Below are 22,655 nucleotides of genomic sequence, written 5' to 3' on the forward strand. Positions count from 1 at the left end.
GGGTTCTTCTTCCGTGAGGGGTCGGGATCGCTACAGGTGGAGGGGCCGGTACGTGCGCGGCCCGTACAGGTCGTCGAGGAGCTCGTCGAGCTCGGCCAGGAGCCGCCAGGCGTCGCGCGGCGGGGCGAGCAGGCTGCCGCGCAGGAAGGCGCGCATCGGCCCGGGGACGCGCCCGGCCGGGGCGCCGGGACCGGAGGGGGCGAGGCCGTCGGGGCGCACGCCCATGAGGGCGGCGACGCAGCGGGTGGCCAGGCGGATGTCCAGGGCCTCGGTCGCCGGCCCGCGGGCCAGGACGTCCGGCGGGTAGTCCGCGCGGCGGCGGGTGACCAGGGCGGTCAGCGGGCTGCCGACCGGCACCGACTGGCTCCAGTCGACGAGGACCAGGCCGTGCTCGACGGGGTGGACCAGGACGTGCTGCCCGAAGACGGCCCCGTGCACGACCCCGGCCCGGTGCGCGGTGCCGACCGCGACCAGCAGCCGCCGCCAGATCCAGGCCGCGTCGCGGGGGTCCAGCACGGGCCGCCGCCGCCGGACCTCCTCCAGGGTCAGGAACCCGTCGGGCGCCCGGCTGATCACGTTGACCCGCCGCTCGACCCCGTCCGCGCGGTGCCGGAAGGACTCCACCAGGCGCGGCACGTACGGCAGGAGCAGCGGGTCGCCCTCGCGTTCGAGCGTCCGGAGCGACGCGGCCTCGCGCCGCATGAGGTCGTTGTCGGCCGGGCTGAGGGGCAGTTTGAGCAGCATGTCCTGCTCGCACGCGCGGAGCGCGGCCGTGGCGCCCCGGTGGAGCGTTCCGCCGATCCGGTAGGTCCCGCCCGGGGTGGTGATCACCGTCTCCGGCTCGGCGTGCTCGCCGGCGGGGTCCCGGTGCAGCGCCGCCCAGAGCGCGGACAGCCGGGCGAAGGCCTCCGGGGCGCCGGGGGCGGTGGTCAGGTCGGGGTGCAGGCACCGGGCGAGCCGCCGGTAGGTCCGGTGCGGAGCGTCCCCGCCGAACAGGTTCTGCGGTGTCACGGCGGCGTTGACCAGGGCGATCGCCTCGGCGGTGGTGGTCACCGGACCTCCTCCTCCCGCTCGGGCCGCAGCAGGGCCGGGTGCAGGAGCCGGGCGTCGCCCGCGCGGTAGAGCCTGGCCCGGGGGCCGCCCCGGGGGCCGCCGCTCTCGGTGGTCTCCCCGGTGCTCTCCACGAACCCGGGGACCGACAGGACCTTGCGGTGGAAGTTGCCGGCGTGCAGCGGCACCCCCCAGACCGCCTCGTAGACCCCCCGCAGCTCGGAGATGGTGAACGTCTCGCCGACGAAGGCGGTGGCCAGCGGGGTGTACTCCAGCTTGGCCCGCGCCCGGTCGAGGGCGTGGTCGAGGATGCGCGCGTGGTCGAAGGCCAGCTCGGGCAGGTGGTCGACGCCGTACCAGGCGGCGTCGGCGGCGTCCGACCCCGCCCGGGGATCGGGCAGGTCGGGGGCGAAGGCCAGGTAGGAGACCGAGACGATCCGCATCCGGGGGTCGCGGTCCGGCGCCCCGTAGCTGGCGAGCTGCTCGATGTGGACGCGGTCGGCCATCCCGGTCTCCTCGGCCAGCTCCCGGGAGGCGGCCTGGTCGAGGTCCTCGCCCGGCCGGATGAAGCCGCCGGGCAGCGCCCAGCGCCCCGCGAACGGCGGCTCGCCCCGCTCGACGAGGAGCACGTGCAGCACCCCGCCGAGGATGGTGAGCGCCACCACGTCGACGGTCACGGCGACCGGCGGGAACTCCCGCGGGTCGTAGGCCGCCAGGTACTCGGTTTCACCGCTCATCACACGTCCTTCTCAATCTGAGATGGTCTCAGTATGAGAAGAACGAGAGGCGATGTCAATCCCGGGTCCTCCGCGGCGGGCCGCCCACCGGCGGACGGGCCGTACGGCGTGCGGGGCGGGCCGTACGGCGCGTGCCGGGCGCGATGGAGGGCGGCCGGGGGAACCGCCCCGGAGCATGCGGAAGGGGCGGTCCCGTGTCACGGGACCGCCCCTCATCGCCGACCTACCGCAGGAGCAGGGGGGGTGACGCCCCCCGGGGCGGCCGTCTCAGGCCCGCCCGGTGGAGGGACCGCTCAGAACGCGTCCTCCGGGAGCTCCATCAGGTCCTGGCCGGTGGCGGCGAGGATGCGGCGCTCGGCGGAGATCCGGGGCAGCACGGTCTGGGCGAAGAAGGAGGCCGCGGCCACCTTGCCGGTGTAGAAGGACTTGTCGCTCCGGTCCGCGCCCGAGGCCGGCGCGATGTCGGCCGAGCCCAGCGCGGCCAGGGCGATCTCGGCCTGGCGCAGGAGCAGCCAGCCGATCACCAGGTCGCCCAGGGCGAGCAGGAACCGGGTGGTGTTGAGGCCGACCTTGTAGACCTCCTTCGGGTCCTCCATCGAGCCGATCGCCCAGCCGGCCATCGTGTCGGCCATGGCCTTGACCTCGTCGGCGGCCTCGTCGAGCAGGGCGCGCTCCGCCTTCAGGCGGCCGTTGCCCGCCTCGGAGGCGGCGAAGGCCTTGACGTCGGCGTGCAGCGAGCCGAGCGCGGCGCCCTGGTTGCGCAGGACCTTGCGGAAGAACAGGTCCAGGCCCTGGATCGCGGTGGTGCCCTCGTAGAGGGAGTCGATCTTGGCGTCCCGGATGTACTGCTCGATCGGGTACTCCTGCAGGTAGCCGGAGCCGCCCAGGGTCTGCAGCGAACGGGAGAGCATCTCGTAGGAGCGCTCGGAGCCGACGCCCTTGACCAGCGGGAGCAGCAGGTCGTTCATCGCCTCGGCGTGCTCGTCCCGGCGGCCCTCGAACTCGGCGATCTGCACCGCGTCCTGGTAGGTGGCGGTGAGCAGGACCAGCGCCCGCATGCCCTCGGCGTACGACTTCTGGAGCATGAGCTCGCGGCGGACGTCCGGGTGGTGCGTGACGGTCACGCGCGGGGCGGTCTTGTCGGCCATCTGGGTCAGGTCGGCGCCCTGCACGCGGGCTTTGGCGTACTCCAGCGCGTTGAGGTATCCGGTGGACAAGGTGGCGATCGCCTTGGTGCCCACCATCATGCGGGCCTGCTCGATGACGAGGAACATCTGCTTGATGCCCTCGTGCACGTCGCCGATCAGCGTGCCGATCGCCGGGTGCTTGTCGCCGAAGGTGAGCTCGCAGGTCGTGGAGACCTTCAGGCCCATCTTCTTCTCGACGTTGGTGACGTAGACGCCGTTGCGCTCGCCGAGCGCGCCGGTCTCCAGGTCCACGTGGTACTTCGGCACCAGGAACATCGACAGGCCCTTGGTGCCGGGGCCGTGGCCCTCGGGGCGGGCCAGCACGAGGTGGAAGATGTTCTCGGCCATGTCGTGCTCGGCGCTGGTGATGAAGCGCTTGACGCCCTCGATGTGCCAGGTGCCGTCGGGCTGCTGCACGGCCCTGGCCCGGCCGGCGCCCACGTCGGAGCCCGCGTCGGGCTCGGTGAGCACCATGGTGGCGCCCCACTGGCGCTCGATGGCCAGCTCGGCGAAGCGCTTCTGCTCGTCGTTGCCGATGGTGTGCAGGATGTGGGCGAAGCCGGGGCCGCTGGAGTACATCCACAGCGCCGGGTTGGAGCCGAGGATGAGCTCGGCCAGGGCCCACGCCACGCTGCGGGGCACGCCGGGGCCGCCCATCTCGGCGGGCAGGTCGAGGTTGGTCCAGCCGGCGTCGCGCATGGCGAAGTAGGACTTCTTGACGCCCTCGGGCATCGTCACCGCGCTGGTCGCCGCGTCGAACACCGGAGGCGTGCGGTCGCCCTCCTCGAAGGAGTCGGCGAGCACGCCGGTGGCCATCCGGTTGAGCTCCTCCAGCATGCTGCGGACGACGTCCTCGTCCAGGTCGGCGTAGCGACCTGTGCCCAGGATCTCCCGGCGTCCGAACATCTCGAAGAGATTGAACTCCAGGTCACGGATGTTGCTCTTGTAGTGGCCCATGGGGTCTGCTCCTTGAAGCCGGGGATCCGGGGTCGCGTGTACTCGGGACGGGCATGTACTCGCCAGTAACCTTACCGAGAATGCTACCCGCCGGTAACCGATGAAAAACAGACCCGACAGGGACGTTTGTCACATGGTTATGGGGAAACAGGTGACCTTCATGGCCCTCCCCGGGTCCGGAGACCGTCCGGAGACTCCGGACGGTCTCCGGACCCGGGGAGGGCGACCGGTGGTCGTGCCGGTGGTCGTCGTGTTCTCCGGCCGCCTCGCGGTGTCGACGCTGATTGGCCGGTTCGGCGAGCTCTTCCGGGGCCGGGGCGGTCCCGGCGTAGGCTCGGCGGCATGGAGGAGCGGGAGACGCCGGACGACCTGGACGAACGCTGGCGGACGGACCTGGCGGGGTGGGGCATCCCCGCCGAGATCGCGGCCGCGGCCCGGAGCGATCCGTGGGAGCACTCGCCCGCCCGGTTCGGTGAGCGCACCGACCGCGCGCTGGCCGTGCCCGAAGGTCCGACCCTGCTCCGGGCGGCCGAGGCGCTGCCGCCGGGAGGGAGCGTGCTGGACGTGGGCGCGGGCACCGGGGCGGCCTCCCTGCCGCTGGCCCGGCTGGGCGGGCTCATCGCGGTCGACACCTCCGCGGCGATGCTGGCCGAACTGGAGGTGCGCGCGGGCAGGCTGGGCGTGCCGGTACGGCCGGTCCTGGGCCGCTGGCCCGACGTCGCCGGTGAGACTCCGCCGGCCGACGTCGCGGTGGCCGCCCACGTCGTCTACAACGTGCCGGACCTGTCCGCCTTCCTGGCCGCGCTGACCGCCCACGCCCGTCACCGGGTCGTCCTGGAGCTCACCCACCGGCACCCGATGAGCTGGCTCAGCCCTCTCTGGGCGCACTTCCACGGGCTCGTCCGGCCGACGCGGCCCACCGCCGACGACGTGGCCGCGCTCGCCCGGCGGCTGGGGTACGGCGTGCGGCAGGAGGAGCGTCCGGCCCCGCTGCCCCGTTTCCCGAGCCTGGAGGCGATGGCCGAGAGCGCCTGCCGTCGGCTCTGCCTCGACCCCGCGCGGGCGGAGGAGGTCGTCGCGGCGGCGGTCGAGCTGGACATGTGGCCGGTGCTCAGGGACCGGTGGGTCACGCTCTGGTGGGACACGGCATAACCGTCATCGGCATTTCGGTGGTTACGTAACCGCCTTGACGGTTTAGATGGTGTCGAGGTTGGCTGTGCGCATGATTGCGATCGACTACGTCACCTTCGACTGCGCCCGGCCGTACGAACTGGCGGCCTTCTGGCGCGAGGCCACGGGCTTCGAATTCTCCCCGGGGACCGGCGCGGACGACGACGAGGTCCTCCTGTGCGGCACGGTCAACCTGCTGTTCATCCGGGTCCCCGAGGGCAAGGCGGTCAAGAACCGCGTGCACCTGGACGTCACCGGCTCCGAGGGCTCCACCCGCGACCGGGAGGTCGAGCGGCTGCTCGCCCTCGGGGCCGCGGTCCAGTCCGACCGGCGCGCCCCCGACGGCTCCGGTTGGGTGACCATGCTCGACCCCGAGGGCAACGAGTTCTGCGTCTGCCGGAGCCAGGCCGAGGCCTCCGGCGCGGCCGGGGCGGAGTAGCCGCGGGGACGGGCCCGCCCGCCGCGGTCCGTCCCGCGGTCCGTCCCGCGGTCCGTCCCGCGGTCCGTCCCGCGGTCCGTCCCGCGCCGAGCGGGACGGCCTCGGGGATCGTCCCCCCGCGCGGTCCCCGGGGACCCGTTCGGCGGTCCCTCGGGGGAACGCCCGCTCAGTGGCCGCGGGGCAGGGACGCCTGCCTGCGCCCCCCGAGGACCAGGGCGAGCACCGCGGTGACCAGGTAGACCGCGACGCCGCCCTGGAGCGCGTCCAGGGCCGCGCTGAACGGGCCCTCGCGGTCGACGAGGAGCTGGACCGGGTACATCAGCACGGCGGAGCCGAGCGCGGGGTACAGCGAGAAGCGCCAGGGGTGGTTGCGCGCCCACTGGCGGGCCGACCGGGTCACCCGGTCGGCGACGTCCGGCCTGGTGACCGAGCCGACCGCCGCGACCATCGAGAACAGGCTGATCCCGAGGCACAGGGCCCAGGTCAGGCTGGCGTCGCCCGGCAGGACGGCCCCCAGGATGAGGCTGGTGGCCGTCGCCGTGCCGCCGGTCGCCGCCGCGGCCTTCCAGGGGGCGCCGCGCAGGGCCGCGCCGGACAGGGACATCTCGTCACGTCGAGTCAGTTCCTCTTTCATGCCTCCAGGCTGCCCTTCCGGCCCCCTTGCGCACATCGGGGGGCGACCCTGATTCCTCCCCTACCTGCGGACGCGTCCGGCCTCGGGATCTCCGCCGATCCGGCCCGTGCCGGGAACGTCCGGGGCCGGCCGGGAGACGCCGCCCGTGAACGTCTGGGGCCGTCCGGGAGACGCCGCCCGCTTTTTCGAAAGAATGTGCGAGTTGTCCGTGCGGGGCGGCCGGAGACGGGATAGCGTTGGGGCCGTCGGACGTCGGGCGCCCCCCTTCGGCATTCACCGAGCCTCACCGGGCTCCACCGAGCTTCACCAGGGGGATCGATGCTCGCCCTCGCTCGCTGGCAGCGGGTCGCGGTGGTCGCGCTGCTCATCCTGCCGATCCTCGTGATCGTCCTGCTCTCCGTGCCGGTCTGGATGTCCTGGCCCTGGCTGCAGGCCGAGCGCCGGGCGGACGTGCTCGCCCTGGTCGAGAAGCTCACCGCCTGCCTCCGGGCGTTCGTCCGGGCCGACCGGCTCGCCTCCGGCGAGCCCGAACGCCGCCGATAGGGTGATCACCATGCCGGTGACCTTCCGCCCCGCCCGTTCCGCCGACCTCCCCCACGTCGTGGCCATGATCGCCGACGACGCCATCGCCGCCGCCCGCACGGGCGCCTACGGCGACGAGCACCGCGCCGCCTTCGCCGCCATCGAGGCCGACCCGAACAACGAGCTGATCGTGGCCGAGCAGGACGGGGAGATCGTGGGAACCCTGCAGCTGACCTACATCCCGGGGATCTCCCGGCGCGGGGCCTGGCGCCTGCAGATCGAGGCCGTACGGATCACCGCCGCCCTGCGCGGGCGGGGGCTCGGCCGGACGATGATGGCGTGGGCGATCGAGCGGGGCCGGGCGCGCGGCTGCACGACGGTCCAGCTCACCACCGACAAGGCGCGCAAGGACGCCCACCGGTTCTACGAGTCCCTCGGCTTCGCCGCCTCCCACGAGGGCTACAAGCTCGACCTCGCGGGACGGAACGGCTAGCCGGTCCGCGGACGCGGAGCCGTGGAGACCCCGCGCTCCGCGGGCCCGGCCCCGCAGGGCGCGGCCTCACGCCGGGGCGATCTCCACCAGGTTGTCGTGGTAGGTCGCGCCCCGGCCCAGATCGGCGTCGCGTTCGGCCACCACGGCGTTGACCGTCGACCCGCCCGGACTGAGCTTGCGCCAGTGCCCCTTGACCGACGCCACCACGCCGGGCCGCACGCTCTCGGTGACCTCCACCTCGGCCTCGAAGGCGCCGCCGTCGTTGAAGACGCGGGCCCGCACGCCGTCGGCCAGGCCCCGCGCCGCCGCGTCGGCCGGGTTCACCAGGACCCGGGGGCCCTTCGAGCGCCGCCGCAGCTCGGGATTGTTGCCGAAGGTGGTGTTCAGCGAGGTGTGGGACGCCGGGGTGACCAGGGTCAGCGGATACGCCTCCCGCGGAGCCGTGGCCGTGTGCGGCGGGACGTAGGCCGTCCCCCGGGGGAAGCGCAGCCGGCCCGAGGGGGTGGGGAACCCCTCGGCGAAGGGCAGGAACGGCCGCGGCACGTTCAGCCGGACCCAGCCCTCCTTGCGGAGCCGGTCCACCGTGATCCCGTCCAGGGACGGGTGGCCGGAGGAGAGCAGCTGCTCGGCCAGCTCCAGGTCGGAGTCGAACAGCGACGGCTCGGTCAGGCCCATGTGCCGGGCCAGCCGGCGGAACGTCTCGGTGGTGGACAGGCACTCGCCCGGCGGCGGGACGGCCGGCTCGTTCCACAGCAGGTACATGTGGCCGTAGCCGGCGTGCAGGTCCGGGTGCTCGGTCTGCATCGTCGCGGGGAGCACGAGGTCGGCGTAGTCGACGGTGTCGGTCGCGAACTGCTCCATCACGACCGTGAACAGGTCCTCGCGCAGCAGCCGCTCGCGGATGCGGTTCTGGTCGGGGGAGGAGCCCACCGGGTTGGCGCCGTAGACCCACAGGCACTTGACCGACTCGTCCAGCTCGCTCGCGAGCCGGGTCATGGTGAGCGTGCGGACCGGCCGGGCCAGCAGGTCGTCGCGGGTGTCGATGTCCAGGTGGATGTGGCCGCTGGTGGAGTAGGCGATCCCGCCGCCGGGCCGGCGCCAGTCGCCGGTCACCGCGGGGATCGCCGCGAGCGCTCGCAGCGCCGCCCCGCCGCCCGCGTGCCGCTGGATCCCCATCGTGGCGCGGATGCCGGTGGGCCGGGTGCGGGCCAGGCGCAGGCCCAGGGCCCGGACGTCCTCCTCGGGCAGGCCGGTGATCTCCGCCACCCGCTCCGGGGGGTGGCGGAGGATCTCCTCGCGGAACGCCTCCCAGCCCTCGGTGTGCCGCTCCAGGTAGTCGCGGTCCTCCGCGCCCTCGGCCAGCACGACGTGGAGCAGCCCGAGCGCCAGGGCCGCGTCGGTGCCCGGCCGGATCGGCAGGTGCTCGTCGGCCTGCTCGGCGGTGCGGGTCCGGATCGGGTCGATCGCCACCACGTGGGCCCCGGCCGCGCGGGCGTCCTGGACGAACTTCCACAGGTGGTGCCCGCTGGTCAGCGTGTTGGTGCCCCAGAGCAGGATCAGCCTCGACGAGGCGAAGTCCTCGGGGTCCATGCCGCCGGGGGTGCCGTTGACCTCCGTCAGGCCCGCGTTGCCCGCCGCCGAGCAGATGTTCAGGTGGTGCCGGGACGCGCCGAGCGCGTTCCAGAACCGGCGGCCCGCCACGCCCTCGCAGCCCTGCAGGTAGCCGAGGCTCCCGGTGCCGTTGTAGGGCCAGATCGCCTCGCCGCCGTGCTCGTCGACGATCGCGCGCAGCCGTACGGAGATCTCCTCCAGGGCCTCGTCCCAGGTGATCCGCTCGAACGCGCCCGAGCCCTTGGGCCCGACGCGCCGCATCGGGTGCAGCAGGCGGTCGGCCGCCCGGGTGTGCTCCAGGTAGCGGTTGACCTTCACGCACAGCGCGCCGCGCGTGTAGGGGTGGTCGGGGTTGCCGCGCATCTTCACGGCCTGGCCGCCGGCGACCGTCACCACCCACGAGCACGTGTCCGGGCAGTCCAGCGGACACGCCCCCAGAATCTGCAGTTCACCCGACATGAGCCCGACTGTAGCCGCGGACGCCGCACGGGTGGGAAAAGGGGGTACGGCCGTCCGGCCGTACCCCCTTCCTGTGGTCGTCCGCTACGCGGGCGCGTCCGCGTGGCCGTGGCCGTGGTCGTGGCCGAGGTCGTGGTCGTGGCCGAGGTCGAGGCCGCCCCCGCCGGAGGCCGTCCGGCCGGAGCCCCCGCCCGGGGCGGCTCGGCCGGAGCGCGTGCCGCCGGGCAGGACCGGGCTGTAGGCGTAGGTGAACGCCGCGGTGGCGATGGCCCCGCTGTTCACCCGCAGGGCCTTGTCGCTGACGTTGCCGATGGTGTCGCAGGCCTTGTGGTAGCACGCGTCGTACGCGACCCCGGCCCGGCCGCCGAACTTCGCGGCCTCCGCCGCGGTCTTGACGCCCTCGGCGCCGGTGAACAGCCCGCCCGCGGGGATGCCCGCCGCGATGAAGGGGCCGTAGTCGGAGCGGCCGGTGAAGTCGGTCCCGGTGTACGGCTGGCGGACGGCCCTGAAGTACGACGCGAAGAGCTTCTCGATCGTGTCCGAGCCCGCCGGACCGGCCGGGGAGCCGGTCCGGTCCGAGTCGTCGCCGTCGTAGACGCCGAAGACGTGGTTCGGGGACGCGATCATGTCGAAGTTCAGGTAGAGCCTGATCCGGGCCTTCTCCGCGGCGGTCAGCTCCGCCATGTAGTGCTTGGAGCCGAGCAGGCCCAGCTCCTCGGCGCCCCAGAAGGCGAAGCGCAGCCGGTTCCTCGTCTGCAGGCCCCCGGCCTGGATCGCGGTCTCCAGCACGCCCGCGCTGCCCGAGCCGTTGTCGTTGATGCCGGGGCCCTCCGGGACGCTGTCCAGGTGCGCGCCGAGCATGACGACCTTGCCCGGGTCGCCCCAGCGGCTCTCGGCCAGCACGTTGTGCGTCCTGCGCTTCGGGTCGCCCTCGGTGCGCGCGGTGAGGGTCACCACCGTCCCGGCGGCGGCCAGCTCCCTGCCGACCGCGAACGTGGTCCCGACGACCGGGAGGTTCACGGTCGTCCCGCCGAGGGTGCCGCCGAGCAGGCCCCGCCGGTCGGCCGTGCCCGTGCCGGCCTGCCCCTCGTTGAAGATGATCACGGCGCGGGCCCCGGCGGCCTGCGCGTTCTCCGCCTTGACCTGGAAACTGCAGGTGCCGCGCTGCAGGAGCGCGATGTTGCCCGGAACGAAGCGGGCGAAGTCGGCGGCCTCGCAGCCGGAGGTGGAGCCGCCGGCGGTCGCGGGCGCCGGCAGCTTCACGTCCACGGCCTGGACCGCGGCGGTGACGCTGCCCGACCCGGAGTACGTCATGACCCGGAAGTGGGTCATGCGGGTGTAGGCCTTCGCGGTGGGGGCGACCCGGCGCATCGTGGTCGCGGTGATCTCACGGAAGAAGGGGAACTCGAACTCCTGCAGGGTGACCCGGTAGCCGGCCGCGCGCAGCCGGTCGGCCACGTAGCCGGCCGACGCGTCGTAGCCGGAGGTCCCCGCCGCACGGGTGCCGCCGTTCGCGTCGGCGATCTCCTGGAACCGCTGCAGATGCCGCTTGACGGCGGGGGCCTTGACCGCCTGGCTGAGCGTCCGGGGATCCGGGGCGGCGCCGGCCGGGGCGGCGGAGACGACGGGCAGGACCACGGCCGAAACCGCGGTGGCGGCGGCCAGCAGGCCCCTGTACGCGCGCGTGCGCATGCGGAACTCCTCCTCTGAACCAGTGGAGCGGGGAAATCCCCGTGATCACGATCAAGCGGGACATGTCCGGGGCGAATGGAACCTGATTAGCGTTTCTCGACTTTTGTTATCGAACCGGGTCAGATAACAGGTGATACTGCAGGTGGCAGGGCATGGGACGAGCTTTCCAGGTCGGTCCCGGAGCGGCCCGCCGATCGCGCGAACCGGCGGGTCAATTCTCCGTCTCGGACGGGTGCAGGCCGTCTCCGGCGGCCGTTCCGGGCGGGACCGTGGAGGCCGGTGGGATAGGAGCGGCCGCGTCCGTGGAGACTGGAAGGAAAGATCGGTGACGCGGATCTAGTACGAAACAGGCAGAATCGCAGGCGGTGAGAAACATCAAGGAACGCGGTGAGAGAGCTCCCGCCGTCGGCGCGCCGGGCGGCGGCCCCGCCGTGCTCGTCGTCGAACCGCTGCTGCCCCAGCGCATCCGCCGCCCTTCCGACGCGCTGCGTTTCCTGGTCACCCTGCTGGCGCTGGTGGCCGTGATCCTCCTCGCGCTGGTCGCCAAGAAGACGCTCAACGGCCTGGAGGCCGACGTCACCGAGGGCACCCGGCGCGTGCCGTTCCTGCTGAGCGGCCTGGTCGGTGTGCTGGGCGGTGGCGCCATGCTCGCGATCCCCGCCGCCTACGCGGTCGAGCGGGTGATCCACCGCGACGGCCTGCGCGTCGCCGAGGGCCTGTTCGCCGCCATCGCCGGCATGGTCCTGTCCTTCGTCCTCGGCGAGTGGATCATCGCCGCCGGCGCCGAGGACCTGCGCCTGCTGCTCACCGGCGGACGCGCCGGGGTCGAGCCGCTCAACACCCTGCTCACCTCGGTCATCGCCTACACCACCGCGGTGCGCATCTCCAACCGCCCCACCTGGCGCGCCGCCCTGTGGACGGCGGTCGCGGTGAACGCGGTCGCGCTCTTCGCCGGACTGGCCGCCACCGTGCTCGGCATCGTCGTCTCCATCCTGGTCGGCCTCTCCGTCGGCTACGCCACGCTGTACGGCGTGGGCAGCCCCAACACCCGCCCGCCCGGCAGCGCGATCGTCGCCGCGGTCCGCAAGCTCGGCTTCCACCCGGTCAAGGCCCGCAGGCTCGACGACGACCACCAGGGCAGCCGCCGGTACGCCGTGGGACTGCGGGACGGCAGCCGCCTCGACGTCACCGTCCTCGACCGCGACCGCCAGGTCGCCGGCCTGCTCTACCGCCTCTGGCGCCGCATCCGCCTCAGCTCCGAGACCCGCCGCAAGGCCATCCGCTCGCTCCGCGCCGAACTGGAGCGCGAGGCCCTGATGGCGTACGCCGCGCACGCCGCCGGGGTCGGCACCCCCCGGCTGGTCGGCACCAGCGAGATTGGCTCCGACGCCGCGCTGCTCGTCTACGAGCACATCTCGACCCGCGCGCTGGAGGACATCCCCGACGAGGAGATCAGCGACGACCTGCTTGCCCAGATCTGGGAGCAGGTCCTCCTGCTGCAGGTCCAGCGGCTCGCCCACCGGCGGCTGACCGGTGACAGCATCCACGTCGACGACGAGGGCCGGGTCGTCCTGATGGACGCCCGCAGCGGCGAGATCGCCGCCGGGGACATCCTGCTCAGCCTCGACGTCGTCCAGCTGCTCACCTACCTCAGCCTCCGGGTCGGCGCCGAGCGCGCGGTCCGCGCCGCCACGACCGTGGCGGGGCCGCACACGCTGGCCTCGGCGCTCCCGCTGCTCCAGCGGATCGCGCTCACCCGTGAGACCCGGCTGGCGCTGAGCAAGGACAAGGCACTGCTGCCCGCGATCCGGGAGCGGATCGTCGAACTGGAGCCCCGGGCCGAGGCCGAGACGGTCCGCCTGGAGCGGTTCCGCCCGAAGACCCTCTTCACGATCGTCGCCAGCGCCTTCGCCGCGTACTTCCTGGTCACCTACCTGGCCCGGACCAACCTGAACGCGATCACCTCGGCGGACTGGCGCTGGACGGGGGTGGCGTTCGCCGCCGCGATGCTGAGCTACGTCGCGGCCGCCCTGATGCTCATGGGCTTCGTGCCGGAGAGGCTCCCGCTCGGCCGGACCGTGCTCGTCCAGTTCGCCGGGTCGTTCGTCAAACTGGTCGCCCCGGCCGCGGTGAGCGGCGTCGCCATCAACACCCGCTACCTGCAGCGGCGGGGCATCCCGCCGGGCCAGGCGGTGGCCAGCGTCGGCGCCTCCCAGCTCGTCGGGCTCGCCTTCCACATCACGCTGCTGGTGCTGTTCGCCTACGTCACCGGCTCCGGCACGGCCGCCTCCTTCACCCCGTCACGCACCCTGGTCTTCGTGCTGCTGGCCGTCGCCGTGCTGGTGCTCTTCCTGATGGGCGTGCCGCGGCTGCGCCGCATGGTGACCTCGCGGGTGCGCTCGCTCTTCTCCGGGGTGGTTCCGCGCCTGCTGGACGTGCTCCAGTCCCCCCGGAAGATCGCCGAGGGTTTCACCGGCACCCTGCTGCTGACGGTCTTCTTCGTCGTCTGCCTGGACGCCTGCGTGCGCGCCTTCGGCGGCGACCTCAACTTCGCCGCCGTCGCCGTGGTCTTCCTCGCCGGCAACGCCATCGGCTCGGCCGCCCCCACCCCCGGCGGACTGGGGGCGGTGGAGCTCTCCCTGGCGACCGGCCTGACCCTCGCCAGCCTCGAACCGGGGACCGCCGCCTCCGCCGTGCTGCTGTTCCGGCTGCTCACCTTCTGGTTCCCGGTCCTGCCCGGCTGGGCCTCGTTCGCCTACCTGCAGCGGAACGAGGCCCTGTAGCCGGGCCGGACCCGGCGTCCCACACGGTCCTCCCGTACGGCCGTCCCGTACGGCCGTCCCGCACGGCCGTCCTGCCCGCGGCCGGACGTCCCCGTACGGTCAGCCGGTCCCGAGGTCGACGCCGGCCTTGACCGCGTCCTCGTCGATGGCCGCCAGCTCCTCAGGGGTGAAGGAGAGGTTCCGCACCGCCCCGAGGCTGTCCTCCAGCTGCCGCACACTGCTCGCGCCGATCAGCACCGAGGTCACCCGCCGGTCCCGCAGCGCCCAGGCCAGCGCCATCTGCGCCAGCGACTGGCCGCGCGCCGAGGCGATCTCGTTGAGCCGCCGCACGTGCCGCATGACCTGATCGGTGAGCATCTCCGGCTTCAGGAAGCGCCCCAGCGAGGCCCGCGACCCCTCCGGGATCCCGTCGAGGTAGCGGTCGGTCAGCCTGCCCTGCGCCAGCGGCGAGAACGCGATGCAGCCCGCCCCCTCGGCCTCCAGCACGTCCAGCAGGCCGCCCTCGATCCACCGGTTGAGCATCGAGTACGACGGCTGGTGGATCAGCAGCGGCGTGCCCATCTCGCGCAGGATCCGCGCCGCCTCGGCGGTCTGCTCCGGAGAGTAGGACGAGATCCCGGCGTACAGCGCCCGCCCGGACCGGACCGCGTGGTCCAGCGCGCCCATCGTCTCCTCCAGCGGCGTGTCCGGGTCGGGCCGGTGGCTGTAGAAGACGTCGACGTAGTCCAGGCCCATCCGCTTGAGCGACTGGTCCAGGCTGGCCAGCAGGTACTTGCGCGACCCCCACTCGCCGTACGGCCCGGGCCACATGTCGTAGCCCGCCTTGGTGGAGATGACCAGCTCGTCGCGGTAGGGGGCGAAGTCCTCCCGCAGGTGCCGCCCGAAGTTCGCCTCCGCCGAGCCGTACGGCGGGCCGTAGTTGTTGGCCAGGTCGAAGTGGGTCACCCCGAGGTCGAAGGCCCGGCGCAGGATGGCCCGCTGCACCTCGAACGGCTTGTCGTCGCCGAAGTTGTGCCAGAGCCCCAGCGAGACCGCGGGCAGTCTGAGCCCGCTCCGGCCGACCCGGTTGTACGGCTGCCGCCCGTCGTAGCGGTCGCCCGCGGCCGTGTAGCTCACTGCGCCGCCTTCGCGGTGTCGAGGATCCAGGAGAGGGTGAAGGCCTCCTCGCGCCAGGAGTCGTACCTGCCGCTGCGGCCGCCGTGCCCGGCGCCCATCTCCGTCTTGAGCAGGAACGGCCCGCCGCGGGCGGTGGCGCGGAGCCGGGCGACCCACTTGGCGGGCTCGTGGTAGAGCACCCGGGTGTCGTTGAGACTGGTGATCGCCAGGATCGGCGGGTAGACCCGCCCGTCCACGTTCTCGTACGGCGAGTACGACTTCATGTACGCGTACACGTCCGGGTCGTGCAGCGGGTCGCCCCACTCGTCCCACTCGATGACGGTGAGCGGGAGCGACGGGTCGAGGATCGTGTTCAGCGCGTCCACGAACGGCACCTCGGCGACCACGCCGGCGAAGGACTCGGGCGCGAGGTTGGCGACCGCGCCCATCAGCAGCCCGCCCGCCGACCCGCCGCGCGCGATGACGCCGGAGGACCAGCCGGCGGCCTTGAGGTGCTCGGCGCAGGCGACGAAGTCGGTGAAGGTGTTCTTCTTCTGCTGGAACTTGCCGTCCTCGTACCACCGGCGGCCCATCTCGCCGCCGCCCCTGATGTGCGCGACGGCGAAGACGAAGCCCCGGTCCAGCAGGCTGAGCCGGGCCACCGAGAACGACGGGTCGATCGAGGTCTCGTAGCTGCCGTAGCCGTACAGGACCGTGGGGGCCGGCCGCTCGGTGCCCTTCTTCACCGCGATCGAGATCGGCACGCGGGTGCCGTCCGGGGCCGTCGCCCACTCGCGGAACTGCTCGTAGTCGGCCGGGTCGTACCCGCCGAGCACGGGCTTGCGCTTCAGCAGGATCAGCTCCCGCGACGCCAGGTCGTAGTCGTAGACCGACGGCGGCGTGATCATGCTGGTGTAGCCGAGGCGGAGCCGCCCGGTGACGAACTCCGGGTTCCCCGAGGGCGCCACGTCGTAGATCGGCTCGGGCATGGGGATCTCGTACGGCTCGCCGCCCTCGGGCAGGACGCGGATGCCGGTGAGGCCGTCGCGGCGGAAGTGCACGACGGTGTGGCCGGAGAAGGCGTCGACGTCCAGCAGCCGGGTGTCCTCGCGGTGCGCGATCAGCGGCGTCCAGGTGCCGGGGTCGTCGAGCGGGGCCGTGGCCAGCTCGAAGTTCTCGGCGTTCTTGTTGTGCAGGACCAGGAAGCGGTCACCGGCGTGGTCGAGGCCGTACTCGACGCCGGTCTCGCGGGGCCGCACGACGCGGAACCCGCCGGTCGGGCGGTCCGCCTCCAGGATCCGGATCTCGCTGGTGATCTTGCTCCCGGCGGAGAGGATCAGGTAGCGCTCGCTGCGGGTGAGGCCGACGCCGATCCAGAACCGCTCGTCCTCCTCCTCGTGGACGAGCACGTCCTCGCCGGCCGGGGTGCCGACGGTGTGCCGGTAGACCCGGTAGGGGCGCCAGGCCTCGTCGACCGTCGTGTAGAAGAACGTGGTCCCGTCGGCGGACCAGGCACCGCCGTAGAAGATGCCGGGGATCTCGTCGGTGAGGGTCCGGCCGGTGACGAGGTTCTTCATCTTGAGGGTGAAGCGCTCGTCGCCGGTGAAGTTCACCGAGTAGGCCAGCAGGGTGCCGTCCGGGCTCACCGCGCTGGTGCCGAGGGCGAAGAAGTCGCTCTCACCGGCCAGCTCGTTGCCGTCGAGCATGACCTGCTCGCCGGGGAGCGGCTCGCCGGCCTTCAGCTCCGGAGGGGTCTCGCCCGCGGCGGCGACCCGGCACTGGATGCCGTACTGCTTGCCCTCCTCGGTGCGGGAGTAGTACCACCAGTCGCCCTTGCGGGTGGGGACGGACAGATCCGTCTCCAGGGTCCGGCCCTTGATCTCCTGGAAGATCGTCTCCTGGAGGGGCTTCAGGTGGGCGGTCATCTGCTGGGTGTAGGCGTTCTCGGCCTCGAGATAGGCGATCGTCTCGGGATCGTCCTTGGCCGTCAGCCATGCGTAGTCGTCGATCACGGTGTCCCCGTGGTGCACGCGCTCGCTGGGGACCTTCTTCGCCGTAGGCGGCATCTCGCTGCTCACCCCGTCGAGTCTATGGTTCCGGCGGCTTCGGACCCGATCAGGGAATCAGCTCGTTGCCCCGGTGCGTTGTCATGGTTCGGCCCCGCTCGAATGCGTTCATCCGAGTACGGTCGCACCCCGGGCGGGCCGGCCCGCTTCGCGGTTCCGTCCCGAGCGGTCCCCGGGACTGCTAATCTTTTGACGTCGCCAGATCCGGCGCAAACCACTCCACTCACTCCGGTGACTTCGGTGTGGTCTGCTGTGTTCTGTCGGCAATCCCCTGAAACCAACGGCTTCAGAGATCGGTTCGCAGAACCTCTCAAGGGCTGGTAAGTTTGAGGGGTTGCCCCAGAAACGGGGCGGTCTGAATTCCAGGCGGATCGGCCGGACCGGGTCAAATTGACACGGAAAAGCGGATCCGACAGAATGAAGACACAACGGAACGAACGAAACGCCCCGCGAGATGCGGCCTCCGGGCCCGTCGGACGGTGAACGCGTCCGTTTCTTGAGAACTCAACAGTGTGCTAAAAGCCAGTGCATGATGCACAACCCCGTCCCACCCGGACCTGTCATGGTCGGGGAGGACGGATTCCTTTGGTTGGATCATCCATCATGGATGCTTTCAGCCGGGATGCAACTGTTCAGACATTGTTTGGAGAGTTTGATCCTGGCTCAGGACGAACGCTGGCGGCGTGCTTAACACATGCAAGTCGAGCGGAAAGGCCCTTCGGGGTACTCGAGCGGCGAACGGGTGAGTAACACGTGAGTAACCTGCCCCTGACTCTGGGATAAGCCCGGGAAACTGGGTCTAATACCGGATACGACCCGCGGTCGCATGGCCTGCGGGTGGAAAGTTTTTTCGGTCGGGGATGGACTCGCGGCCTATCAGCTTGTTGGTGAGGTAGTGGCTCACCAAGGCGACGACGGGTAGCCGGCCTGAGAGGGCGACCGGCCACACTGGGACTGAGACACGGCCCAGACTCCTACGGGAGGCAGCAGTGGGGAATATTGCGCAATGGGCGGAAGCCTGACGCAGCGACGCCGCGTGGGGGATGACGGCCTTCGGGTTGTAAACCTCTTTCAGCAGGGACGAAGGTGACGTGTACCTGCAGAAGAAGCGCCGGCTAACTACGTGCCAGCAGCCGCGGTAATACGTAGGGCGCAAGCGTTGTCCGGAATTATTGGGCGTAAAGAGCTCGTAGGTGGCTTGTCGCGTCGGATGTGAAAGCTTGGGGCTTAACTCCAGGTCTGCATTCGATACGGGCTGGCTAGAGGTAGGTAGGGGCAAGCGGAATTCCTGGTGTAGCGGTGAAATGCGCAGATATCAGGAGGAACACCGGTGGCGAAGGCGGCTTGCTGGGCCTTACCTGACGCTGAGGAGCGAAAGCGTGGGGAGCGAACAGGATTAGATACCCTGGTAGTCCACGCTGTAAACGTTGGGCGCTAGGTGTGGGGGCCTTCCACGGTTTCCGCGCCGTAGCTAACGCATTAAGCGCCCCGCCTGGGGAGTACGGCCGCAAGGCTAAAACTCAAAGGAATTGACGGGGGCCCGCACAAGCGGCGGAGCATGTTGCTTAATTCGACGCAACGCGAAGAACCGTACCAAGGCTTGACATCGCCCGGTAACCCTCAGTGCTGGGGGCCTCTTCGGACTGGGTGGCAGGGGGTGCCTGGCTGTCGTCAGCTGGTGGCGTGAGATGTTGGGTTAAGTCCCGCAACGAGCGCAACCCTTGTTCCATGTTGCCAGCGGCGTCCTTCGGGGCGGCCGGGGACTCATGGGAGACTGCCGGGGTCAACTCGGAGGAAGGTGGGGATGACGTCAAGTCATCATGCCCCTTATGTCTTGGGCTGCAAACATGCTACAATGGCCGGTACAGAGGGTTGCGATACCGTGAGGTGGAGCGAATCCCTAAAAGCCGGTCTCAGTTCGGATTGGGGTCTGCAACTCGACCCCATGAAGTCGGAGTCGCTAGTAATCGCAGATCAGCAACGCTGCGGTGAATACGTTCCCGGGCCTTGTACACACCGCCCGTCACGTCACGAAAGTCGGCAACACCCGAAGCCCGTGGCCCAACCCACTTGTGGGGGGGAGCGGTCGAAGGTGGGGCTGGCGATTGGGACGAAGTCGTAACAAGGTAGCCGTACCGGAAGGTGCGGCTGGATCACCTCCTTTCTAAGGAGCACCGGCCGGAAGTCCGGGTGGGGGTGACCTCGCCGGGTTCTGGTCCATGTCGCGGTCATCGGCGAGTGTCCGGTGCGCGGCGCGCTCATTAGTGGAGCACTGGTTATTCGGTTCGGCGTGGTCGCCGGCCGGCTAGTACCGCCCAGCCCTCTCGAGGGGTGGGAGTGGGAACGGCGGTCCGGGGGGCGTGCGGTTCCGGGCACACTGTTGGGTCCTGAGGGAACGGACCATGTGGGGCGCGGCTCCCGCCGATGGCGGGTAGGTCGCGTTCCGGCTCGCCTCGACGTGGTCGGGGTGGGAGGGTTCGTGGTGTTCCTCGGACGGGGCCGATCTTCTGTCATACCGGTTCGCCGGGTGGAGGCTTGTGAAGTCTTCGCCGGTGCGGGTGTCTGGTGGCGGGTGGGGTCGGTGGCTGTTTGTTGTTTGAGATTTGCATAGTGGACGCGAGCATCTTTGTGGCCAAGTTTTTTAGGGCACACGGTGGATGCCTTGGCATCAGGAGCCGATGAAGGACGTGGGAGGCTGCGTTAAGCCTCGGGGAGTCGCCAACCAGACGTTGATCCGGGGATGTCCGAATGGGGAAACCTAGCACCCGTCATGGGGTGTTGCCTCCGCCTGAATGTATAGGGCGGTTGGTGGTAACGCGGGGAAGTGAAACATCTCAGTACCCGTAGGAAGAGAAAACAACATGTGATTCCGTGAGTAGTGGTGAGCGAAAGCGGATGAGGCTAAACCGTATGCGTGTGATAGCCGGCAGGCGTTGCGTGTGCGGGGTCGTGGGACCTTCTGGCGGTTTCTGCCGAGACCGCGAGCAGTGAGAAATCCAGTGGGTAGTCGAAGTCTCTGGGAAGGGACGCCGTAGACCGTGAGAGCCGGGTAGGCGAAACCTGTTGGACTGCTGGAGGGGATCCCAAGTAGCACGGGGCCCGAGAAATCCTGTGTGAATCTGCCAGGACCACCTGGTAAGCCTAAATACTCCCTGATGACCGATAGTGCACTAGTACCGTGAGGGAAAGGTGAAAAGCACCCCGGTGAGGGGTCGTGAAATAGTACCTGAAACCGTGTGCCTACAAGCCGTAGGAGCGTGCACAGCTTGCTGTGCGTGATGTGACTGCGTGCCTTTTGAAGAATGAGCCTGCGAGTTATGGTGTGTGGCGAGGTTAACCCGTGTGGGGGAGCCGTAGGGAAACCGAGTCTGAAGAGGGCGTTTGAGTCGCATGCTGTAGACCCGAAGCGGAGTGATCTAGGCATGGGCAGGTTGAAGCGTGGGTAAGACTGCGTGGAGGACCGAACCCACCAGGGTTGAAAACCTGGGGGATGACCTGTGTTTAGGGGTGAAAGGCCAATCAAACTCCGTGATAGCTGGTTCTCCCCGAAATGCATTTAGGTGCAGCGTTGCGTGTTTCTTGCCGGAGGTAGAGCACTGGATGGCCGATGGGCCCGACAAGGTTACTGACGTCAGCCAAACTCCGAATGCCGGTAAGTGAGAGCGTGGCAGTGAGACTGCGGGGGATAAGCTCCGTAGTCGAGAGGGAAACAGCCCAGACCACCGACTAAGGCCCCTAAGCGTGTGCTAAGTGGGAAAGGATGTGGAGTCGCAGTGACAACCAGGAGGTTGGCTTAGAAGCAGCCATCCTTGAAAGAGTGCGTAATAGCTCACTGGTCAAGTGATTCCGCGCCGACAATGTAGCGGGGCTCAAGTGCACCGCCGAAGTCGTGGCATTCACACGTTGAGCCTGGCAGCGCGAGCTGTCTGGGTGTGTGGATGGGTAGGGGAGCGTCGTGCGGCCGGCGAAGCAGCCGAGTGATCGAGTTGTGGAGGCCGTGCGAGTGAGAATGCAGGCATGAGTAGCGAATCAGAAGTGAGAAACTTCTGCGCCGGATGACCAAGGGTTCCTGGGCCAGGCTAATCCGCCCAGGGTAAGTCGGGACCTAAGGCGAGGCCGACAGGCGTAGTCGATGGACAACGGGTTGATATTCCCGTACCCGTGGTGATGCGCCCATATCGAATCCAGTGATACTAAGGGTCCTTAAGCCCTTCTGCCCTTCGGGGTGGGGGTGAGGCTGAACGCCTGGCCTGATCTGGTAGTAGGTAAGCGATGGGGTGACGCAGGAAGGTAGCCCATCCCAGGCGATGGTAGTCCTGGGGTAAGCGTGTAGGGAGAGAGGTAGGCAAATCCGCCTCTCATGTATCTTGAGACGTGATGCCGAGCCGATTGTGGCGAAGTGGGTGATCCTATGCTGCCGAGAAAAGCCTCTAGCGAGCATCGTTGCGGCCCGTACCCGAAACCGACTCAGGTGGTCAGGTAGAGAATACCAAGGCGATCGGGTGAACTGTGGTTAAGGAACTCGGCAAATTGCCCCCGTAACTTCGGGAGAAGGGGGGCCTTCGCTGGTGACGAGTCTTGCGCTCTGAGCTGGTGGGGGCCGCAGTGGCCAGGGGGAAGCGACTGTTTACTAAAAACACAGGTCCGTGCGAAGTCGTAAGACGATGTATACGGACTGACGCCTGCCCGGTGCTGGAACGTTAAGGGGACCGGTTAGCGGGTGCAAGCCTGCGACGCTGAGAACTTAAGCGCCAGTAAACGGCGGTGGTAACTATAACCATCCTAAGGTAGCGAAATTCCTTGTCGGGTAAGTTCCGACCTGCACGAATGGCGTAACGACTTCCCCGCTGTCTCAACCGCAGACCCGGCGAAATTGCACTACGAGTAAAGATGCTCGTTACGCGCAGCAGGACGGAAAGACCCCGGGACCTTCACTACAGCTTGACATTGGCGTTTGGAGCGTCTTGTGTAGGATAGGTGGGAGACGGTGAAGCTCGGACGCTAGTTCGGGTGGAGTCATTGGTGAAATACCACTCTGGTCGTTTTGAACGTCTAACTTCGGTCCGTGATCCGGATCAGGGACAGTGTCTGGTGGGTAGTTTAACTGGGGCGGTTGCCTCCTAAAGGGTAACGGAGGCGCCCAAAGGTTCCCTCAGCCTGGTTGGCAATCAGGTGTCGAGTGTAAGTGCACAAGGGAGCTTGACTGTGAGACCGACGGGTCGAGCAGGAGCGAAAGCTGGGACTAGTGATCCGGCGGTGGCATGTGGAAGCGCCGTCGCTCAACGGCTAAAAGGTACCCCGGGGATAACAGGCTGATCTTCCCCAAGAGTCCATATCGACGGGATGGTTTGGCACCTCGATGTCGGCTCGTCGCATCCTGGGGCTGGAGTAGGTCCCAAGGGTTGGGCTGTTCGCCCATTAAAGCGGTACGCGAGCTGGGTTTAGAACGTCGCGAGACAGTTCGGTCCCTATCCGCTGCGCGCGCAGGAGACTTGAAAGGGGCTGTCCCTAGTACGAGAGGACCGGGACGGACGAACCTCTGGTGTGCCAGTTGTTCCGCCAGGAGCACGGCTGGTTGGCTACGTTCGGAAGGGATAACCGCTGAAAGCATCTAAGCGGGAAGCTCGCCTTGAGATGAGGTCTCCCACCCTGTGAGGGGGTAAGGCTCCCGGTAGACGACCGGGTTGATAGGCCGGAGGTGGAAGCGCAGTAATGTGTGGAGCTGACCGGTACTAATAGGCCGAGGACTTGACCTCAAAG

13 protein-coding genes and 2 rRNA genes are annotated in these 22,655 nt (G+C 69.5%); 7 read left to right on the forward strand and 8 right to left on the reverse strand.

The features are described 5' to 3' along the window. Window positions 1–30: 30 nt before the first annotated feature. From HS045_RS10950 to HS045_RS10960, 3 genes are all read right to left on the reverse strand, one after another. Window positions 31–1,053: a lipopolysaccharide kinase InaA family protein gene (locus tag HS045_RS10950; protein WP_196450949.1), complete on the reverse strand. Its 1,023-nt coding sequence runs from the start codon at window positions 1,051–1,053 to the stop codon at window positions 31–33. Beyond that, on the reverse strand, window positions 1,050–1,787 hold the full coding sequence (locus tag HS045_RS10955; RefSeq protein ID WP_196450950.1) for an NUDIX hydrolase: 738 nt from the start codon (window positions 1,785–1,787) through the stop codon (window positions 1,050–1,052). The genes HS045_RS10950 and HS045_RS10955 overlap by 4 nt, the downstream gene beginning before the upstream one ends. Window positions 1,788–2,080: 293 nt before the next feature. Continuing rightward, entirely contained in the window at window positions 2,081–3,931 is a 1,851-nt protein-coding gene (locus HS045_RS10960; protein WP_196450951.1) for an acyl-CoA dehydrogenase, read from the reverse strand. Window positions 3,932–4,273: 342 nt separating this feature from the next. Between HS045_RS10960 and HS045_RS10965 the strand changes: the two genes are divergently transcribed. Next, a complete protein-coding gene (locus tag HS045_RS10965; RefSeq protein ID WP_230883527.1) occupies window positions 4,274–5,083 on the forward strand; it encodes a class I SAM-dependent methyltransferase in 810 nt (269 codons plus the stop codon). 70 nt (window positions 5,084–5,153) lie between these two features. Beyond that, window positions 5,154–5,540, forward strand: a complete 387-nt coding sequence (locus HS045_RS10970) for a VOC family protein (RefSeq protein WP_196450952.1) — start codon at window positions 5,154–5,156, stop codon at window positions 5,538–5,540. A gap of 166 nt (window positions 5,541–5,706) precedes the next feature. Here the strand turns inward: HS045_RS10970 and HS045_RS10975 are convergent, their stop codons facing one another. Beyond that, the gene (locus tag HS045_RS10975; protein ID WP_196450953.1) at window positions 5,707–6,174 is read right to left on the reverse strand and encodes a hypothetical protein; all 468 of its coding nucleotides are present in this window, start codon (window positions 6,172–6,174) and stop codon (window positions 5,707–5,709) included. A gap of 318 nt (window positions 6,175–6,492) precedes the next feature. On the opposite strand from HS045_RS10975, the gene HS045_RS10980 reads away from it, so the two are divergent. Both HS045_RS10980 and HS045_RS10985 read left to right on the forward strand, forming a co-directional pair. Next, on the forward strand, window positions 6,493–6,717 hold the full coding sequence (locus tag HS045_RS10980) for a hypothetical protein (RefSeq protein ID WP_196450954.1): 225 nt from the start codon (window positions 6,493–6,495) through the stop codon (window positions 6,715–6,717). Window positions 6,718–6,727: 10 nt separating this feature from the next. Next, window positions 6,728–7,189, forward strand: a complete 462-nt coding sequence (locus HS045_RS10985; RefSeq protein ID WP_196450955.1) for a GNAT family N-acetyltransferase — start codon at window positions 6,728–6,730, stop codon at window positions 7,187–7,189. A 66-nt stretch (window positions 7,190–7,255) separates the two neighbouring features. On the opposite strand, the gene HS045_RS10990 is transcribed toward HS045_RS10985, so the two are convergent. Both HS045_RS10990 and HS045_RS10995 read right to left on the reverse strand, forming a co-directional pair. After that, on the reverse strand, window positions 7,256–9,259 hold the full coding sequence (locus HS045_RS10990; protein ID WP_196450956.1) for a molybdopterin-dependent oxidoreductase: 2,004 nt from the start codon (window positions 9,257–9,259) through the stop codon (window positions 7,256–7,258). An 84-nt stretch (window positions 9,260–9,343) separates the two neighbouring features. Further along, complete coding sequence (locus HS045_RS10995; protein WP_196450957.1) at window positions 9,344–10,951, reverse strand: M28 family metallopeptidase; 1,608 nt, start codon at window positions 10,949–10,951, stop codon at window positions 9,344–9,346. A 365-nt stretch (window positions 10,952–11,316) separates the two neighbouring features. Here HS045_RS10995 and HS045_RS11000 point away from each other — a divergent pair, with 365 nt between their 5' ends. Further along, window positions 11,317–13,734, forward strand: a complete 2,418-nt coding sequence (locus tag HS045_RS11000) for a lysylphosphatidylglycerol synthase transmembrane domain-containing protein (protein WP_307827455.1) — start codon at window positions 11,317–11,319, stop codon at window positions 13,732–13,734. Between the two features lie 99 nt (window positions 13,735–13,833). On the opposite strand, the gene mgrA is transcribed toward HS045_RS11000, so the two are convergent. Both mgrA and HS045_RS11010 read right to left on the reverse strand, forming a co-directional pair. Beyond that, window positions 13,834–14,850, reverse strand: coding sequence for an L-glyceraldehyde 3-phosphate reductase (mgrA, locus tag HS045_RS11005; RefSeq protein ID WP_196450958.1), 1,017 nt, complete (start codon window positions 14,848–14,850; stop codon window positions 13,834–13,836). Beyond that, window positions 14,847–16,907 carry a S9 family peptidase gene (locus tag HS045_RS11010; protein WP_307827456.1) on the reverse strand — a complete coding sequence of 687 codons (2,061 nt, stop codon included), beginning with the start codon at window positions 16,905–16,907 and terminating at the stop codon, window positions 14,847–14,849. The genes mgrA and HS045_RS11010 overlap by 4 nt, the downstream gene beginning before the upstream one ends. A gap of 628 nt (window positions 16,908–17,535) precedes the next feature. Between HS045_RS11010 and HS045_RS11015 the strand changes: the two genes are divergently transcribed. Beyond that, a 16S ribosomal RNA gene (locus tag HS045_RS11015) occupies window positions 17,536–19,059 on the forward strand. A gap of 466 nt (window positions 19,060–19,525) precedes the next feature. Beyond that, window positions 19,526–22,651, forward strand: a 23S ribosomal RNA gene (locus HS045_RS11020). Together the 16S and 23S rRNA genes form the textbook arrangement of a ribosomal RNA operon. Window positions 22,652–22,655: the final 4 nt, after the last annotated feature.

The organism is Planomonospora sp. ID82291, from assembly GCF_015711645.1.
In the GTDB taxonomy this organism is placed as follows: domain Bacteria; phylum Actinomycetota; class Actinomycetes; order Streptosporangiales; family Streptosporangiaceae; genus Planomonospora.

What these genes read in the sequence shown, in the direction of transcription:
- HS045_RS10955 (WP_196450950.1), bottom strand. Translation starts at nt 1,787, where the DNA reads ATGAGCGGTGAAACCGAGTACCTGGCGGCCTACGACCCGCGGGAGTTC.
- HS045_RS10960 (WP_196450951.1), bottom strand. Translation starts at nt 3,931, where the DNA reads ATGGGCCACTACAAGAGCAACATCCGTGACCTGGAGTTCAATCTCTTC.
- HS045_RS10965 (WP_230883527.1), top strand. Translation starts at nt 4,274, where the DNA reads ATGGAGGAGCGGGAGACGCCGGACGACCTGGACGAACGCTGGCGGACG.
- HS045_RS10970 (WP_196450952.1), top strand. Translation starts at nt 5,154, where the DNA reads ATGATTGCGATCGACTACGTCACCTTCGACTGCGCCCGGCCGTACGAA.
- HS045_RS10975 (WP_196450953.1), bottom strand. Translation starts at nt 6,174, where the DNA reads ATGAAAGAGGAACTGACTCGACGTGACGAGATGTCCCTGTCCGGCGCG.
- HS045_RS10980 (WP_196450954.1), top strand. Translation starts at nt 6,493, where the DNA reads ATGCTCGCCCTCGCTCGCTGGCAGCGGGTCGCGGTGGTCGCGCTGCTC.
- HS045_RS10985 (WP_196450955.1), top strand. Translation starts at nt 6,728, where the DNA reads ATGCCGGTGACCTTCCGCCCCGCCCGTTCCGCCGACCTCCCCCACGTC.
- HS045_RS10990 (WP_196450956.1), bottom strand. Translation starts at nt 9,259, where the DNA reads ATGTCGGGTGAACTGCAGATTCTGGGGGCGTGTCCGCTGGACTGCCCG.
- HS045_RS10995 (WP_196450957.1), bottom strand. Translation starts at nt 10,951, where the DNA reads ATGCGCACGCGCGCGTACAGGGGCCTGCTGGCCGCCGCCACCGCGGTT.